The organism is Dolichospermum sp. UHCC 0315A, from assembly GCF_008121535.1.
In the GTDB taxonomy this organism is placed as follows: Bacteria; Cyanobacteriota; Cyanobacteriia; order Cyanobacteriales; family Nostocaceae; genus Dolichospermum; species Dolichospermum lemmermannii.
In genome coordinates this window covers 1,314,461-1,331,121 of sequence record NZ_CP043056.1, presented here as the reverse complement: position 1 = coordinate 1,331,121, position 16,661 = coordinate 1,314,461, and the positions used below count along the sequence as shown (strand labels likewise).

Annotated in this window: 19 protein-coding genes; 7 read left to right on the top strand and 12 right to left on the bottom strand. The window is 37.4% G+C overall.

Annotation, left to right across the window (positions count from 1 at the left end):
• Window positions 1-285: 285 nt before the first annotated feature.
• Entirely contained in the window at window positions 286-1,974 is a 1,689-nt protein-coding gene (locus BMF77_RS06165) for an IS1634 family transposase (RefSeq protein WP_148761467.1), read from the top strand.
• 253 nt (window positions 1,975-2,227) lie between these two features.
• Here the strand turns inward: BMF77_RS06165 and BMF77_RS28890 are convergent, their stop codons facing one another.
• The 4 genes from BMF77_RS28890 to BMF77_RS06140 all read right to left on the bottom strand — a co-directional run bounded on the left by BMF77_RS28890 (window position 2,228) and on the right by BMF77_RS06140 (window position 3,646).
• Window positions 2,228-2,563, bottom strand: a complete 336-nt coding sequence (locus BMF77_RS28890; RefSeq protein WP_210422305.1) for a type II toxin-antitoxin system mRNA interferase toxin, RelE/StbE family — start codon at window positions 2,561-2,563, stop codon at window positions 2,228-2,230.
• The gene (locus BMF77_RS06150) at window positions 2,563-2,799 is read right to left on the bottom strand and encodes a hypothetical protein (RefSeq protein WP_174782976.1); all 237 of its coding nucleotides are present in this window, start codon (window positions 2,797-2,799) and stop codon (window positions 2,563-2,565) included. The genes BMF77_RS28890 and BMF77_RS06150 overlap by 1 nt, the downstream gene beginning before the upstream one ends.
• A 239-nt stretch (window positions 2,800-3,038) precedes the next feature.
• Window positions 3,039-3,449, bottom strand: a complete 411-nt coding sequence (locus BMF77_RS06145; RefSeq protein WP_148761465.1) for a PIN domain-containing protein — start codon at window positions 3,447-3,449, stop codon at window positions 3,039-3,041.
• A 2-nt stretch (window positions 3,450-3,451) separates the two neighbouring features.
• Window positions 3,452-3,646 (bottom strand): type II toxin-antitoxin system VapB family antitoxin, encoded by a 195-nt coding sequence (locus BMF77_RS06140; protein WP_039199934.1) that lies wholly within the window; start codon window positions 3,644-3,646, stop codon window positions 3,452-3,454.
• Window positions 3,647-3,887: 241 nt separating this feature from the next.
• Between BMF77_RS06140 and BMF77_RS06135 the strand changes: the two genes are divergently transcribed.
• Together BMF77_RS06135 and BMF77_RS06130 are read left to right on the top strand one after the other, a co-directional pair.
• Window positions 3,888-4,163 (top strand): hypothetical protein, encoded by a 276-nt coding sequence (locus tag BMF77_RS06135; protein ID WP_027402764.1) that lies wholly within the window; start codon window positions 3,888-3,890, stop codon window positions 4,161-4,163.
• Complete coding sequence (locus BMF77_RS06130; protein ID WP_168204407.1) at window positions 4,142-4,561, top strand: type II toxin-antitoxin system VapC family toxin; 420 nt, start codon at window positions 4,142-4,144, stop codon at window positions 4,559-4,561. The genes BMF77_RS06135 and BMF77_RS06130 overlap by 22 nt, the downstream gene beginning before the upstream one ends.
• Before the next feature lie 589 nt (window positions 4,562-5,150).
• On the opposite strand, the gene BMF77_RS06125 is transcribed toward BMF77_RS06130, so the two are convergent.
• Both BMF77_RS06125 and BMF77_RS06120 read right to left on the bottom strand, forming a co-directional pair.
• Window positions 5,151-5,420, bottom strand: a complete 270-nt coding sequence (locus tag BMF77_RS06125) for a type II toxin-antitoxin system RelE/ParE family toxin (protein ID WP_148761461.1) — start codon at window positions 5,418-5,420, stop codon at window positions 5,151-5,153.
• A complete protein-coding gene (locus BMF77_RS06120; RefSeq protein ID WP_148761459.1) occupies window positions 5,417-5,644 on the bottom strand; it encodes a hypothetical protein in 228 nt (75 codons plus the stop codon). Before BMF77_RS06120 ends, BMF77_RS06125 begins: the two co-directional genes overlap by 4 nt.
• A gap of 232 nt (window positions 5,645-5,876) precedes the next feature.
• Between BMF77_RS06120 and BMF77_RS06115 the strand changes: the two genes are divergently transcribed.
• Window positions 5,877-7,565: an IS1634 family transposase gene (locus BMF77_RS06115; RefSeq protein ID WP_148761457.1), complete on the top strand. Its 1,689-nt coding sequence runs from the start codon at window positions 5,877-5,879 to the stop codon at window positions 7,563-7,565.
• A gap of 285 nt (window positions 7,566-7,850) precedes the next feature.
• Here the strand turns inward: BMF77_RS06115 and BMF77_RS28885 are convergent, their stop codons facing one another.
• Entirely contained in the window at window positions 7,851-8,405 is a 555-nt protein-coding gene (locus tag BMF77_RS28885; RefSeq protein WP_148761455.1) for a hypothetical protein, read from the bottom strand.
• Between the two features lie 89 nt (window positions 8,406-8,494).
• On the opposite strand from BMF77_RS28885, the gene BMF77_RS06105 reads away from it, so the two are divergent.
• Window positions 8,495-8,749 (top strand): hypothetical protein, encoded by a 255-nt coding sequence (locus BMF77_RS06105; protein WP_148761453.1) that lies wholly within the window; start codon window positions 8,495-8,497, stop codon window positions 8,747-8,749.
• Window positions 8,750-8,821: 72 nt separating this feature from the next.
• On the opposite strand, the gene BMF77_RS06100 is transcribed toward BMF77_RS06105, so the two are convergent.
• Entirely contained in the window at window positions 8,822-9,397 is a 576-nt protein-coding gene (locus tag BMF77_RS06100) for a Uma2 family endonuclease (RefSeq protein ID WP_148761450.1), read from the bottom strand.
• Between the two features lie 412 nt (window positions 9,398-9,809).
• Between BMF77_RS06100 and BMF77_RS06095 the strand changes: the two genes are divergently transcribed.
• Window positions 9,810-13,796, top strand: coding sequence for a magnesium chelatase subunit H (locus BMF77_RS06095; RefSeq protein ID WP_148761449.1), 3,987 nt, complete (start codon window positions 9,810-9,812; stop codon window positions 13,794-13,796).
• A 104-nt stretch (window positions 13,797-13,900) separates the two neighbouring features.
• Here the strand turns inward: BMF77_RS06095 and BMF77_RS06090 are convergent, their stop codons facing one another.
• The 3 genes from BMF77_RS06090 to BMF77_RS06080 form a co-directional block, all read right to left on the bottom strand.
• On the bottom strand, window positions 13,901-14,731 hold the full coding sequence (locus tag BMF77_RS06090) for a hypothetical protein (RefSeq protein ID WP_148761447.1): 831 nt from the start codon (window positions 14,729-14,731) through the stop codon (window positions 13,901-13,903).
• 228 nt (window positions 14,732-14,959) lie between these two features.
• Complete coding sequence (locus tag BMF77_RS06085) at window positions 14,960-15,421, bottom strand: hypothetical protein (RefSeq protein WP_148761445.1); 462 nt, start codon at window positions 15,419-15,421, stop codon at window positions 14,960-14,962.
• A 47-nt stretch (window positions 15,422-15,468) separates the two neighbouring features.
• Complete coding sequence (locus BMF77_RS06080) at window positions 15,469-15,996, bottom strand: hypothetical protein (protein ID WP_148761443.1); 528 nt, start codon at window positions 15,994-15,996, stop codon at window positions 15,469-15,471.
• On the opposite strand from BMF77_RS06080, the gene BMF77_RS06075 reads away from it, so the two are divergent.
• Window positions 15,984-16,349 (top strand): hypothetical protein, encoded by a 366-nt coding sequence (locus BMF77_RS06075; protein WP_148761441.1) that lies wholly within the window; start codon window positions 15,984-15,986, stop codon window positions 16,347-16,349. The two genes, BMF77_RS06080 and BMF77_RS06075, sit on opposite strands and share 13 nt — an antisense overlap.
• On the opposite strand, the gene BMF77_RS06070 is transcribed toward BMF77_RS06075, so the two are convergent.
• Window positions 16,332-16,661, bottom strand: a complete 330-nt coding sequence (locus BMF77_RS06070) for a type II toxin-antitoxin system RelE/ParE family toxin (protein WP_246863074.1) — start codon at window positions 16,659-16,661, stop codon at window positions 16,332-16,334. The genes BMF77_RS06075 and BMF77_RS06070 overlap by 18 nt on opposite strands.

The window sequence follows — 16,661 nt, the reverse complement described above, 5'->3', positions numbered from 1 at the left end:
TCGCTCTTCCAACCACATCCCCAAACAGCGATTCCTAGGTCGCGCTTACGCTATCGCTCTCTTTTAGTAGACATCATCATGAGAACCTATATTTAAAACCCACATTCCGCACCCCAAACTGTCACAGATCAAAAAAGCCCTTAAAGTAGTACATAATAACTAAAGCCAATTCAAAAATTAAGATGCTTAATAAGAATAAGTAGCATTAAAAGGGACGTGGTGTGATAAAGTGAAACTTGGTAACAAAAGAAAAAAATGAATTGATAACCAAATAAGAAATAATTGATGACAACAGAAGTATTAGAGGAAACTGTTGTGAAATTAAAACCTCAAGAAATAGAAATTGAGAACATAGACCATCTAGGGATAGTAGCAGGAATCATAGATTCAATCGGAATAGTAGAAATAATAAATGAATTAATAGGAGTCGAAAAAGACGAAAAAGTAAATGCAGGTCAAGTGGTAAAAGCCATGATAATAAACGGGTTAGGATTTGTCTCCAAACCGTTATATATGTTTCCCAAATATTTTGAAACAATCGCCTGTGAGCATTTAATAGGAGCAGGAGTAAAACCAGAATATCTCAACGACGATAAATTGGGGAGAGTCATGGATAAACTGTTTATAAAAGGCTTAGATACAATCTTTTTTATCATAGCCTTAAAAGCTGCTCAAAAATTTGGAGTATCACTATCAACATCACATCTAGACTCATCATCAATGCACGTGCATGGGCAGTATAACACTAGCTTACCATTCGTAATATTTGAGAGTCAAAAAGTAGGACATAACCAAGAATTAGAAGAATTAGCAGTAAAATCACCAAAAGAAATAACCATCACCTACGGTTATTCTCGTGACCATCGTCCAGACTTAAAACAGTTTATCATAGAAATGATATGTTCAGGAGATGGAGACATCCCAATATTTTTAAAACTAGCATCGGGAAACCAAGCAGATTCATCATGTTTTGGTCAAATAGCAGTAGAATATCAAAAACAATTAGAAGTTAATAGTCTCATGGTTGCTGACGCTGCTTTATATACAGAATCAAACCTGAAAATGATGTCAGAATTACGTTGGTTATGTCGAGTACCATTAAGCATAAAAGCAGCAAAATCATTAATATCAACATTAGCAGAATCAGAATTTATTGATAGTACAATACCAGGATATAAATTAGCATCAAAAATCCAAAATTATGCAGGGATAGAACAAAGATGGTTAGTAGTGCAAAGTCAAGAAAGAAAAGAATCAGACCTGCATAAGCTCACACAAAAAATTACCAAAGCAGAATCAAAAGCTGTGCAAGATTTGAAAAAGTTATCACAAGAGAGATTTGCATGTGTTGCAGATGCTATCAAGGCATTATCAAAATTATCAAAACAATTCAAATATCATCAAATTCACGAAAGTACGGTGACTCAAGTAAAATCTAATAAAAAAGATACTTCAGGAGAAATATCCTATCAAATATCAGCTACAGTCTCCCAGGATGAAAGTAAAATTAATACAGAATTGCTGAGTGCGGGACGTTTTATTATTGCGACAAATGTTTTAGATTCACAGGAACTAAGCAATGATTCTATGCTAAGTGAATATAAAGCCCAGCAGTCATGTGAGAGGGGGTTTGGTTTTCTCAAAGACCCATTATTTTTTGCCGACAGTATTTTCCTCAAAAGTCCTGAGAGAATAGAGTCTTTGGGAATGATTATGGGTTTATGTCTACTGGTTTATACTTTGGCTCAACGTCATATTAGAAATGCTCTTTTGGAGTCTAAATCAACAATTAAAAATCAATTAGGCAAAGCAACTAATCGTCCTACTTTACGCTGGATTTTTCAATGCTTTCAGTGTATTCATTTGGTTACACTCAATCAGGAGAAACATATTTCTAATTGGAATAAGGACAGAGATTTTATCTTGAGTCTTTTACCAGATGATTGTTTACGTTACTATCAATTAGTCAGCTAATTATCATCTCTATCAATTTAATTTCTCTTGTAAAGATGAGCTAATCTCTTTGATTTATAGCTCCATTTTACTATGTCTATAATTTCGTTTTTTACTTTAATTGATTAGTCTAACTTATAATTGTTTCTTGAATATCTTCTTTCACTTATCTATTGACCTCTCCAGGTGGTGTGCATTCTTATTGCTTCTTATTGAGAATAGATTTTGATGACATTTTTGGTGATTTACTGTTTCTCAAATGCCTTTTTTCACTTTATCTGTTTGTTTTGATGCTCCCTTTGATTTTCATCTCCGTAATTTCCCTCTGTAACATTTTGGGGTGCGGAATGTGGGATAAAATAACCACTATTTCTTCACCAGTTTCATCATCTTTTTCGATGGAGAAAATAATCCGACAGTCATATCCACAGGAGCAAGCACGCAAACCATCAAACTCACCTTTTAGCTGATGAGTAGCAAGGTTAACAGCAAATAAATCTATTTCCATTTGCTGTAATGTTTCCTCAATTCGTGCTTGTAAATTCTGATCATGTTTGATGAATTTCCGCAAAGATCGCCTGAAGTGAGAAGTAAGAACCAATTTTCTCATTATGTTTCATTAGTATTTAAGTAAGTTCTTAACTCAGCGATCGCTTCAATTGCGGTTTGAGGTTTAAGATTACCAGTTCTAAATTCAGCTAGTGCTTCCTGTGATGAATTTGCTAATTCTTTTCGTCGCATATCAGCTATTCGACGTTGTAGGATATTAATTAGTAGTTCTTGTTGATCAAGTGGTAGATCAGTCACTAGATTGAGAACTTCTTCAAATGTGTTAATTTGTTGCATAAATGCTCTCAACTGAATTACTTTATTTATTTTAGTATTTCTCTTGTAGCTTTGCTAATAATAAAATAAAATATCGCACTCCCACACATCCCCACAACAGCGATTCCTAGGTCGCGCTTCGCTATCGCACTACCCCAATTTTACGCGAACTGCTTGCAGAAGCGCTAGTTCCCTCCGGGACGCTCCGCGAACGCTATCGCTCTCCCAACTTATGCCTAAATGGCGATTACTAGGTCGCATTAACCCTCAACAGGTAATAAAATAATAGGAATATGTACTAGAAAATTCTGAAAATCATTGTCAGTGGAGAGGATGCTATAGCTGCGACGATGAGCAACTGCACAAATCAAAAAATCAGTATTTGAACCCTGAATGCCTTTACTGCGGCAGGTATTGAAAAACTCGGCAGCAAGTTCGTAGTCTTCTGGCATGAGTTCTAAATCAGGGAAAGCTCGAAGGTAATCTCGCAGACGGGTAAACTGTTCAAAATTGCGGATTCCAGAAAGAATTTCCTGGCGAATCGCGCCTAGTAAGGCAACTTGGTCATCAGTGATTAAATTCTGCAATATTGTAACTGCTGGGGAAAAATCAGGTGGTGTTTTCCGACGTAGAGCCAATGACCAAACGGAAGTATCAACAATAATGCTCATGCTTAATGACGTTGCTGCTTATAGTTATAGCTTTCGTCATACTCGATAGTCCCAAAGAGGTCTAATACTTTGAGCCGCTTACGACGTTGAATATATTCGCGCAGTGCTGTTTCTACTAAAGAATCAATGTTCACCTGATTGTCAAGTGCCAACGCCTCATTTAGTAAGGCTTCGTTGATGTTGAGAGATGTAGTCATAATCAATTCTGATCCTAACAATGACTAAATAAATGGTAGCTCACTCTAGGCGATCGCTCACAACCCCCTAATTTTAAACGAACTGCTTGCAGCAGCGCTTCGCTATCGCTCACAAATACCCTAATTTTCGGCGATTCCTAGGTCGCGCTTCTTCATTAAGACACTAAGCAAATAATTAGTTAATAAAATTGCACTTATTTGTTATAATGTTATTTGTGGTTAATAAGAGAGAAATTATCTTGTGAAATCTACATTTAACTGGAATCCAGAACAGACTTTACTCGAAAAACTGATCAATCTGGCTAGTAACCGTGGTCAATCACCGGAATCAATTATTAGTGAAGCTGTCAGATCATACCTGGAAATCCAATCACTAGAAACAGTTAATGATGCTGTATCTGATCCATTAATTGGCTTATTTGCAGCCACACCTGATTTAGCTATTAATTCCGAAGATATTCTCCAAAATGAAGTGACAGAGAAATCAGGTTGGACATGGAAAGAACCCCAGCAGTAGCTGATACTGGCTTTGTTGTCGCATTGTTGAATCGTTTGGATACAATGCACAATAGTGTAACACCAGTATACACACAACAAAAACAAATTTTACTGCCACAAACAGTATTAGCAGAAGTGGCTTATTTAGTAGGACGTAATGCAGGTTCAGCAACATTAGTAGCTTTCTTAAAAGGACTATCTGCAAGTAGATTTATTTTAGTAGCTTTGACAGATCAAGATGTGATCCGTGTGGCGGAAATTTTGGATGAATATGCAGATAGTCGGATTGATTTTGTAGATGCAAGTGTTATGGCTATAGCTGAACGTTTTGATATTAAAAGAATATTGACTTTAGATCAGCGAGATTTTAGATTATTTCGACCTCAGCATTGTGATTGTTTTGAGATTTTGCCTTGAAAGAAATATATAGTTAATATATAAGCGCGATTCCTGCGGAGCGCTTCGCTATCGCACCCCAACATCCCCAAACAGCGATCGCACACAACCCCCTAATTTTAAACAATCGCACCCCAACATCCCAAACAGCGATTCCTAGGTCGCGCTTCGCTATCGCACACAACCACCCTAATTTTAAACGATTCCTAGGTCGCGCTTCGCTATCGCTCCCAACTACCCTAATTTTAAACGAACTGCTTGCAGCAGCGCTTACGCTATCGCTCTCCCAACACCCCAAACAGCGATTCCTAGGTCGCGCTTCGCTATCGCACACAACCCCCTAATTTTAAACGAACTGCTTGCAGCAGCGCTTCGCTATCGCATCCCACATCCCCAAACAGCGAACTGCTTGCAGCAGCGCTTCGCTATCGCTCACAACTACCCTAATTTTAAGCGAACTGCTTGCAGCAGCGCTTCGCTATCGCTCTCCCAACATCCCCAAACAGCGATTCCTAGGTCGCGCTTCGCTATCGCACACAACCCCCTAATTTTAAACGATTCCTACGGAGCGCTTCGCTATCGCCCTCCCAACTTATTCCTAAATATCGCACTATGGAAAATTTTTGTAGAATCCTTCGCGACTTTCTATTTTGAGAATTTCAATAACTTCTTCATTCCAGAAAATCCCGATACGGTAACTGTAATCAAATTTAATGCGATAGTATCCTGAAAAGCCTTTTAGTGGTTCAAGATCAGGGATTTCGGATAGTGTTTCAGAAGTTTCAATTGCTTCAATACATTTTCTAACTTTTGCAAGAATTTTTTGGTCGTTAATTTTATCTAGATCTTTTTTAAAGCGTTTGGCAATTTCATACTTCATGAAGGCAAACTCTCCAAAAGAGACTGAGACTCTAATTCAGATAAAAAGCCTTCTTTGCGAGAATTTTCACAAGCTAAATATAAAATAAAGTCTTCCAATTCAGACGAATTATTTTGAAATAAAAGCTGTAAAAAACCTTGTCGAATTTCTAGGGGCAAGGTTTGAAACAGGCTATAAAAACCTGTGCTAGTTAGCAAAGATTCTCCAATTTCTGCTTGACTCATGGTTGTTTTTTTCCTTGTCTATGACGGTCTTTATTTAAATTATATCCCACATTCCGCACCCCAAACTGTCACAGATCAAAAAAGCCCTTAAAGTAGTACATAATAACTAAAGCCAATTCAAAAATTAAGATGCTTAATGAGAATAAGTAGCATTAAAAGGGACGTGGTGTGATAAAGTGAAACTTGGTAACAAAAGAAAAAAATGAATTGATAACCAAATAAGAAATAATTGATGACAACAGAAGTATTAGAGGAAACTGTTGTGAAATTAAAACCTCAAGAAATAGAAATTGAGAACATAGACCATCTAGGGATAGTAGCAGGAATCATAGATTCAATCGGAATAGTAGAAATAATAAATGAATTAATAGGAGTCGAAAAAGACGAAAAAGTAAATGCAGGTCAAGTGGTAAAAGCCATGATAATAAACGGGTTAGGATTTGTCTCCAAACCGTTATATATGTTTCCCCAATATTTTGAAACAATCGCCTGTGAGCATCTAATAGGAACAGGAGTAAAACCAGAATATCTCAACGACGATAAATTGGGGAGAGTCATGGATAAACTGTTTATAAAAGGCTTAGATACAATCTTTTTTATCATAGCCTTAAAAGCTGCTCAAAAATTTGGAGTATCACTATCAACATCACATCTAGACTCATCATCAATGCACGTGCATGGGCAGTATAACACTAGCTTACCATTCGTAATATTTGAGAGTCAAAAAGTAGGACATAACCAAGAATTAGAAGAATTAGCAGTAAAATCACCAAAAGAAATAACCATCACCTACGGTTATTCTCGTGACCATCGTCCAGACTTAAAACAGTTTATCATAGAAATGATATGTTCAGGAGATGGAGACATCCCAATATTTTTAAAACTAGCATCGGGAAACCAAGCAGATTCATCATGTTTTGGTCAAATAGCAGTAGAATATCAAAAACAATTAGAAGTTAATAGTCTCATGGTTGCTGACGCTGCTTTATATACAGAATCAAACCTGAAAATGATGTCAGAATTACGTTGGTTATGTCGAGTACCATTAAGCATAAAAGCAGCAAAATCATTAATATCAACATTAGCAGAATCAGAATTTATTGATAGTACAATACCAGGATATAAATTAGCATCAAAAATCCAAAATTATGCAGGGATAGAACAAAGATGGTTAGTAGTGCAAAGTCAAGAAAGAAAAGAATCAGACCTGCATAAGCTCACACAAAAAATTACCAAAGCAGAATCAAAAGCTGTGCAAGATTTGAAAAAGTTATCACAAGAGAGATTTGCATGTGTTGCAGATGCTATCAAGGCATTATCAAAATTATCAAAACAATTCAAATATCATCAAATTCACGAAAGTACGGTGACTCAAGTAAAATCTAATAAAAAAGATACTTCAGGAGAAATATCCTATCAAATATCAGCTACAGTCTCCCAGGATGAAAGTAAAATTAATACAGAATTGCTGAGTGCGGGACGTTTTATTATTGCGACAAATGTTTTAGATTCACAGGAACTAAGCAATGATTCTATGCTAAGTGAATATAAAGCCCAGCAGTCATGTGAGAGGGGGTTTGGTTTTCTCAAAGACCCATTATTTTTTGCCGACAGTATTTTCCTCAAAAGTCCTGAGAGAATAGAGTCTTTGGGAATGATTATGGGTTTATGTCTACTGGTTTATACTTTGGCTCAACGTCATATTAGAAATGCTCTTTTGGAGTCTAAATCAACAATTAAAAATCAATTAGGCAAAGCAACTAATCGTCCTACTTTACGCTGGATTTTTCAATGCTTTCAGTGTATTCATTTGGTTACACTCAATCAGGAGAAACATATTTCTAATTGGAATAAGGACAGAGATTTTATCTTGAGTCTTTTACCAGATGATTGTTTACGTTACTATCAATTAGTCAGCTAATTATCATCTCTATCAATTTAATTTCTCTTGTAAAGATGAGCTAATCTCTTTGATTTATAGCTCCATTTTACTATGTCTATAATTTCGTTTTTTACTTTAATTGATTAGTATAACTTATAATTGTTTCTTGAATATCTTCTTTCACTTATCTATTGACCTCTCCAGGTGGTGTGCATTCTTATTGCTTCTTATTGAGAATAGATTTTGATGACATTTTTGGTGATTTACTGTTTCTCAAATGCCTTTTTTCACTTTATCTGTTTGTTTTGATGCTCCCTTTGATTTTCATCTCCGTAATTTCCCTCTGTAACATTTTGGGGTGCGGAATGTGGGTTGTAAAGCGCATTCTTTCAATCTTTCCCATCCCAAGCGTTTAGCAGCTAAAAGTGAAATAGTTTTACCATTTCGGAACATCACATATTCATAGCCTTTATCATCAGAGTTTACATCAGCAATAATTTGATTTCTGACATCAAATCCCCATACTTTACCCGCTTCTTCCCAAAATATATTACAGGGATTTTTAAAGTTGGGATTGTCTAGGTATGAATCCTTCCAGTAGCGATCATCCCAACCGTCATTCATGGCTTGAATTATACAAGCATTGGGGTAAAAAGGTCTTGATTTTTCTTCTAACCAGTACCAATAAGCTATTGTCGCACGGATGGCATCTTCAAAACCTTCAATACGATTGAGAAGTGCTTCTTGAACATCCTCTTGATAAAAATCAACCCCTATATGAGCCAAAGCATATTTGTATTTGCTGAATATCTCATCTCTAACTTCCAATTCTTGAGGTTCAGATAGATAAGCTTCATTAAATGATTTTAAGCAAAGCATTGAGAAAGTTTATGATATAGATTAAATGATACTGTCAAACATCCGTTTATAAATGGATTATACTAGAAAAGTCATGTATCAATGAAATTATGAATAAAAGTAAAAAAGTTCCTCTGTTTGTTAAAAGCCAGATATTACCAACTGTTATTTATTCTTGGAATACTTCAGGAGAAAAACCTCACTTAAATAAGCCTAATTGGAATGTTGATATAGACTCAAATCCTTATGATATATACTGTGAATATATGGATCAATTTTGTAGAATTTCTTGTCATGGTTTTACTTATAATGAAGCAGAAGAATGGCTATCCGAAACTATAATCAAACTTGGTTTAAATAAATAATTATTCAAACCACAAAAATTTTTATGTATTTAGATACGCATTTAAAAATCACCTCTTTTTTTAGATCACAAACTACCAAATCATACCCAAATTCAAAACAAAACCTTTTAAAACATCTTCCCCCGAAACCGTAGCAGGAGAATCCAAAACCTCAACCTCTTTTCCTGGTCTATAAATCTCCACTTGACGAGATTTCCGATTAATTAATATACCCAAACGCACACCATTATCTATATATTCCTTCATCTTTTCTTGTGTAGTCTTCAAACTATCACTAGGAGAAAGTAACTCAATTACAAAATCAGGACAAATAGGAGGAAACTTTTGTTTTTCTTCACCAGTTAAAGCATCCCATCTTTCTAACTTAATCCAAGAAGCATCAGGAGAACGATCTGCACCATTTGGTAACTTAAAACAAGTAGAAGAATCAAAAACTATACCCTGTTTATTTTGATCATTCCATATCCAAACTTGAGCAGTAATACCCGCATTACGATTTCCCGTTTCTCCTCCCGTTGGTGGCATAATTATTAATTCCCCATTTGCAGTACGTTCAAATCTTAAATCACGGTTTGCTTGACATAGTTTAAAAAACTGGTCATCAGTCATTTTTATTACTGAATCTAAATTGACAGTTAAAGCATTCATTGTCATATCCTCATTGAATGTTCAGGGAGAAAATTTAACTATCTCATATCCTATTCTATATTATTAGTTACCAATTAATAGCTTTATTTTGTCATAATCCTGGGGTTTATAGTGTCAAACTGAACTATAAATAGCTAATTTTACTGAATAACTCCGTTATTTTGCAACTAAGTAGTTATTTGGCTATGTAAACAAAATTTAAAAACAGGTGAGAGAACCTGCATTCTTTGTTAAGATTCATGAATAAATATGTTGTTTTCTATATCATTTTGTGTCAGATATAGGACAAAACCCCCACAGAATCCGAGTTTTCTGCTAAAAAACTCTTATTGCCGAAAATAATTGCAGTTACAAACGGCCATATCAACCGTGATGAACTCCACAAAAACACGCCTTAAAGGAGCTTATTTGAATGTTTACCCAAGTCAAGTCCACTATTAGGCATATTGCACCAGACGATTTACGGGGACGTAAATTAATCAAGGTTGTCTATGTCGTGCTAGAATCCCAATACCAAAGTGCATTATCGCAAGCGGTACGGGAAATTAACGCTAATCATCCTAGCGTAGCCATAGAAATCAGTGGATACTTGATTGAAGAACTACGCAACTCTGAAAACTATGAGGAGTTGAAACGCGATATAGCCAGTGCTAATATATTCATTGCTTCTCTAATTTTTATAGAAGACCTAGCACAAAAAGTAGTTGCCGCAGTTGAACCCCATCGTGATAACCTAGATGTATCCGTTGTCTTCCCCTCCATGCCCGAAGTTATGCGCCTCAATAAAATGGGTAGCTTCTCTTTGGCGCAGTTAGGACAATCCAAGAGCGTGATCGCTAACTTCATGAAGAAGCGCAAAGAAAAATCTGGCGCTGGTTTCCAAGACGGAATGTTGAAGTTATTGCGGACTCTCCCCCAAGTGCTGAAATTCCTCCCCATGGAAAAAGCACAAGACGCGAGAAACTTCATGCTCAGTTTTCAGTATTGGCTAGGTGGTTCAGCGGAAAACCTGGAAAACTTCTTGCTGATGCTGGCTGATAAATATGTATTGAAAGGCGTAGAAAAAGAAAGCTTTGCTGCTGCTAAATATGAAGCACCTGTTGTTTATCCCGACATGGGTATTTGGCATCCTTTAGCGCCGACTATGTTTGAGGATGTGCGAGAATATCTTAACTGGTATTCTGCTCGCAAAGACATTTCTAGTAACCTTAAAGATCCCCTTGCACCATGCGTAGGTTTGGTATTACAACGGACTCACCTCGTTACCGGTGATGATGCCCATTATGTGGCAATTGTGCAGGAATTGGAATCTTTAGGGGCAAGAGTTCTCCCTGTTTTTGCTGGTGGTTTGGATTTCTCTAAACCAATAGAAGCTTACTTCTATGAACCAATTACAAAAATGCAGTTAATAGATGCGGTGGTATCTTTAACTGGTTTCGCTTTGGTGGGTGGACCCGCGAGACAAGATCATCCGAAAGCTATTGAAGCCTTAAAACGGTTAAATCGTCCTTACATGGTTGCCTTGCCTTTGGTCTTCCAAACCACCGAAGAATGGCTCGATAGCGATTTGGGGTTACATCCCATTCAAGTGGCTTTACAGATTGCTATACCCGAACTAGACGGCGCAATTGAGCCGATCATCCTATCAGGTAAAGATGGGGCAACCGGGAGAGCGATCGCTTTACAAGACCGAGTAGAAATAGTTGCCCAACGCGCCTTAAAATGGGCAAATCTCCGCCGCAAACCCAAATTAGACAAGAAAGTTGCCATCACCGTTTTCAGCTTCCCTCCCGACAAAGGTAACGTGGGTACAGCCGCATATTTAGACGTATTCGGTTCTATCTTCGAGGTTTTACAAGGACTCAGAAACAACGGTTACGACGTGCAAGACATTCCTGCAAACGCCCAAGAGTTGCTAGAACAAGTCATCCACGACGCACAAGCACAATACAACAGTCCCGAACTCAACATCGCTTACAAAATGTCTGTGCCAGAATATGAAGCATTGACACCCTACTCCCAACGCTTAGAAGAAAACTGGGGACCACCACCCGGAAACCTCAACAGCGACGGACAAAATCTGTTGATTTACGGGAAACAATTTGGTAATGTTTTCATTGGTGTGCAGCCAACATTTGGTTATGAAGGCGACCCCATGCGGTTGTTATTCTCCCGTTCCGCAAGTCCACATCACGGTTTTGCAGCATATTACACCTATCTAGAACGGATTTGGGGCGCTGATGCTGTGTTACACTTTGGTACACATGGCTCATTGGAATTTATGCCTGGGAAGCAAATGGGAATGTCCGGTGATTGTTACCCAGATCAACTAATTGGCTCAATTCCTAACCTTTATTATTACGCAGCTAATAACCCCAGTGAAGCCACAATTGCTAAACGTCGCAGTTATGCAGAAACAATTTCTTACCTGACACCACCTGCGGAAAATGCTGGTTTATACAAAGGTTTGAAGGAACTCAGCGAGTTAATTGCTTCTTACCAAACCTTGAAAGACACAGGACGCGGTGTTTCCATTGTCAATTCCATCATGGATAAATGCCGTATTGTCAACTTAGACAAGGATATTGAGTTACCAGAAACCGATTCTAAGGATATGTCCTCGGAAGAACGGGATAACATTGTTGGTAGCGTTTATCGGCGGTTGATGGAGATTGAATCGCGCTTGTTACCTTGTGGACTGCACGTGATTGGTAAACCTCCTAGTGCCGAAGAAGCGATCGCCACTTTGGTCAATATTGCCAGTTTAGATCGGCAAGAGGAAGAAATTCAAGGTTTACCCGGAATTATTGCCAGAAGTCTGGGACGCACCATTGAAGATATCTACAGAAACAACGATGCCGGCATTTTGGCAGATGTGCAACTATTACAAGATATCACCCTCGCTACCCGTGCGGCTGTAACGGCATTAGTTCAAGAACAAATTGACGCAGAAGGTCGAGTTATCGCGGTTTCCAAGTTGAATTTCTTGTACATGGGTAGAAAAGAACCTTGGTTAGAATCACTGCATCAATCAGGTTACACCAAAGTTGATACCTCTGCGTTGAAACCCCTGTTTGAATATTTGGAATTCTGCTTAAAACAAGTTTGTGCAGATAACGAACTGGGTGGACTTCTCCAAGGTTTAGCCGGTGAATATATTCTCCCTGGTCCCGGTGGTGATCCTATCCGTAATCCTGACGTATTACCCACAGGTAAAAATATCCACGCTTTAGATCCCCAATCTATCCCCACTTCTGCCGCAGTCCAATCTGCGAAAATCGTCGTTGATAGGTTGTTGGAACGGAACAAGTCGGAAAATGAAGGAAACTGGCCAGAAACCATTGCCTGTGTCCTCTGGGGTACAGATAACATCAAAACCTACGGGGAATCCCTCGCCCAAATTATGTGGATGATTGGTGTGCGTCCAGTACCCGATGCTTTGGGACGGGTGAATAAGTTGGAATTGATACCTTTATCAGAGTTGGGTCGTCCCAGAATTGACGTTGTAATTAACTGTTCTGGTGTATTCCGCGACTTGTTCATTAACCAAATGAATTTGCTAGACCAAGGTGTAAAAATGGCTGCGGAAGCTGATGAACCTTTGGAAATGAACTTTGTCCGCAAGCACGCTTTGAAACAAGCGGAGGACATGGGGATAAATCTGCGTCAAGCTGCAACTCGCGTTTTCTCTAATGCTTCTGGTTCTTATTCTTCTAATATTAACTTAGCGGTGGAGAATAGCACTTGGGATAGTGAAGCTGAGTTACAGGAAATGTATTTGAAACGGAAATCTTTCTCTTTCAATTCTGATAATCCTGGGGTTATGGATGAGTCGCGGGAGATTTTTGAAACTACTTTGAAAACTGCTGATGCAACTTTCCAGAATCTCGATTCTTCGGAAATCAGTTTAACAGATGTTTCCCATTATTTTGACTCTGATCCTACTAAGTTAGTAGCAAGTCTGCGTGCCGATGGCAAGAAACCTGCATCTTACATTGCAGATACAACTACTGCGAATGCACAGGTGAGAAGTTTATCAGAAACTGTGCGTTTAGATGCGCGGACTAAGTTGTTAAATCCCAAATGGTATGAGGGGATGTTGTCTCACGGTTATGAAGGTGTGCGGGAACTTTCTAAACGGTTGGTAAATACCACTGGTTGGAGTGCGACTGCTGGCGCTGTGGATAACTGGGTTTATGAGGACACGAATGAGACTTTCATCAAAGATGAGGAAATGCAGAAGCGTTTGATGAATCTCAATCCTCATTCTTTCCGCAAGATTGTTTCTACTTTGTTGGAAATGAATGGACGCGGTTATTGGGAGACGAGTGAGGAGAATTTAGACCGGTTACGTGAGTTGTATCAGGAGGTGGAAAACCGGATTGAGGGTATAGAATAGGATTAAATGGGCAGGTTTTTTACCTGCCTAGAAACGTATTGGTGTAATCCTCAATCTTCTAGATTGGATTTACATAGCTTATGGAAATTGATACAATTACAATATCAGACAACTCGATGGTAAGTAATTATATTTTCTGATTCATTATCTGGAATTGCAAGCCAAATTTGATCAACAATATTTAGAATTTCTGAATTTTTGATAATTTCTATAATTTTCTTGGGCTGAGGAATATAGAAAAATATACCACATAACTCTAAAATGAAAATCTTTACATAATCGGAATATGGTTGAAATTTTTCTTTTATATCTTTTGAATATTTTGAATCTTTATCTAATTGTTTCTTTATTACTTCTTCTGCCTCCACTTCTTTCCCATACTCCCTAGTTATTTCATAATATAAACGAAGCTCAGTTTTAGTTTTATCTAAAATATCATTCCATTCATTTTCTGTTTTAACATCAAATCTAAAGCAACAATGTATGGGATTTTCTATGCTGATCATTTCAGCAGTTAAGAATTTATCCACATTATTTTTAATGTAAAGTATTATTTCTTTCGCTAGTCTTGCTAATTCTCTTTTAGGATATTGATACAAAGTAATTTCATTTATGTGAAGAACATAGAAATCTTGAGGCAAAATAAACTTTAAATCTGCTTCAAATCCAATTTTGAAATAATGAAAAAAATTATTAATATGTCGAAGTTGTTGATAATAGTTTTTAGGATAAACTATCTTTTTGCATTCAATGACTATTGGTTTATTACCGGAGGATTCTAGTAATATTTCTGGTTGCTTTTTGTTACCAGAGATATCAAGACATTTAGAAAGACTATAATCTTTACTATAAATCTCGTTAAATTGAGCAGCAAAATCTTTTAATCCCTTATTCCACTCACATTTTCCATCACGAAAACTGTTAAACGACACCATATTATTTATGACTATTGGTAATATTATATAGGTTTTAATACATAAAAAAATACAGTTTTTCAGTTATTTTTATGGAAAACCTGGTTCAAAATCATTGAAAGCCTTATCCGGCGTTACTGATTAAGAGTATGATTTTATTTCACGCTGAGGCGCAGAGTCTCAGAGAGCAAGAGTTTCATTTTTTTGATTTTCCAATTTCATACCTCAATTCAGCAACGCCTAGGATTCCTATAAATTAAATTTCTGATTTGTTATTGGTGGAAGTTCCTGAAGTTGTTTAAACTCGAAATTAACTTTACAATCTGATAATAGGCCACTTGTTATCTTGCCATCAATGTAAATATAAGCATCTTTCAATCCTTCTACTCTATTAGCTAATATTTCTCCCTGACAGTCTACAGATTCGTTATTGCGCGTAATTGTAACCATCTTTATAATTGGCAATTTCCATTGCCAAGAGCTAGATTGAACAATTGTAATTGGAGCGACTGGTAAATTATTGTGAAATTTTTGAAATGGCTTGTCACCAACAAATGCATACATTTCCTGTGATGTTCTAATAAGGAGAAATCCCTTCTGGTTAAGTGCAGGACCATAGTTTGCAATTCCTAAAGCCGCCCATACAGAATCAAATTCTTCATCCCCTAGTATTAGTTTTCCTTGTCCTTTCTTCGGTTGTATAAGATCCATATATTTGGTTGATTTTGTAATTTAAAAAAAGTTAGTTTACTGTGCTACTATCCTTGAATTTCTACAAGGTATCCAGGTACGACTTTGCCTTGTTTTAAAGCTAGTATGCTTTTATAATGACGCTCGTAAACATAATCAGAATCAGCACATTGTGTAATCGAAGCAAGTGCTATTGCGATATTTATAGCTATTAAAGCATCAGAGTATTTACCAGCGAGTGCCAATGTTTTAGCTACTCCGTAGTAAGTCATAAACCAACCCTTTCCAATACCGCTCTCTCTGAAGAACTGATTGTAATAATCAATACTTTCATTAAAATCCCCTTCTCTCTTTAACTGAATTGCAGTATCAACATAGTGGTAATGAGTCATTGGTTGTCCTTTTACACTGTTAATACCATACCTATCTACTATGGCAAGAGCTATTTCTTTCTCTCTACCTTCGGCAGAATTAAGTAAACTTAGAATATCGTCGCAGCAATCAAGAAGAGCTATATCAATAATTTGAGCTTGAGTTTCTTCCTTGGTTTTTCCATAATTTTGATCAAGTTGCTTTCGGCGTTTTGCTTCTCCCATGTTCACTTTCCGCAGTTATTGATGATTTTCCTCAGTGTAACATTAAACTTATCGCTTTTGAGGATGTGGGGAGTGTGATCGCTTTTGGGATGTGGGGATGCGATCGCTTTTGGGGTTTGGGAGTGCGATCGCTGTTTTGGGATGTGGGGATGCGATCGCTTTTGGGATGTGGGAGTGCGATCGCTTTTGGGAATGTGGGGTGCGATCGCTGTTTAGGATTTTGGGAGTGCGATCGATGTTGGGAGAGCGATCGCTTTTGGATTTTGGGAGTGCGATCGCTGTTGGGGTATGGGAGTGCGATCGCTGTTTGGGGATGTGGGGGTGCGATTAAAAAATTAAACTTCCTCATCTAAGAATGGCAAGAGATCCTCTAAATCTCTCCCTCCATGCAAAACCCGTAAAACCTCCACTTGTTCCTCTTGAACTTTATAAAAAATCAAATAGTCCTTAAAATTCTTAATCCGCCACTGACGAATTGTTCCCATATCAGACAAAGACGACACAACCTTACCCATATTGGGAGTTATCGCCAATTGAGCAAAAGCATACTCAACAAACTCCAGAAACTTCTCCCCTAATTCCCTATTACCATTCACCAAAATATAATTTGCTTGTTGTCTGATATCTTGAGTAGCACGATTGCGAACAATTAACTGAAAAGCCAT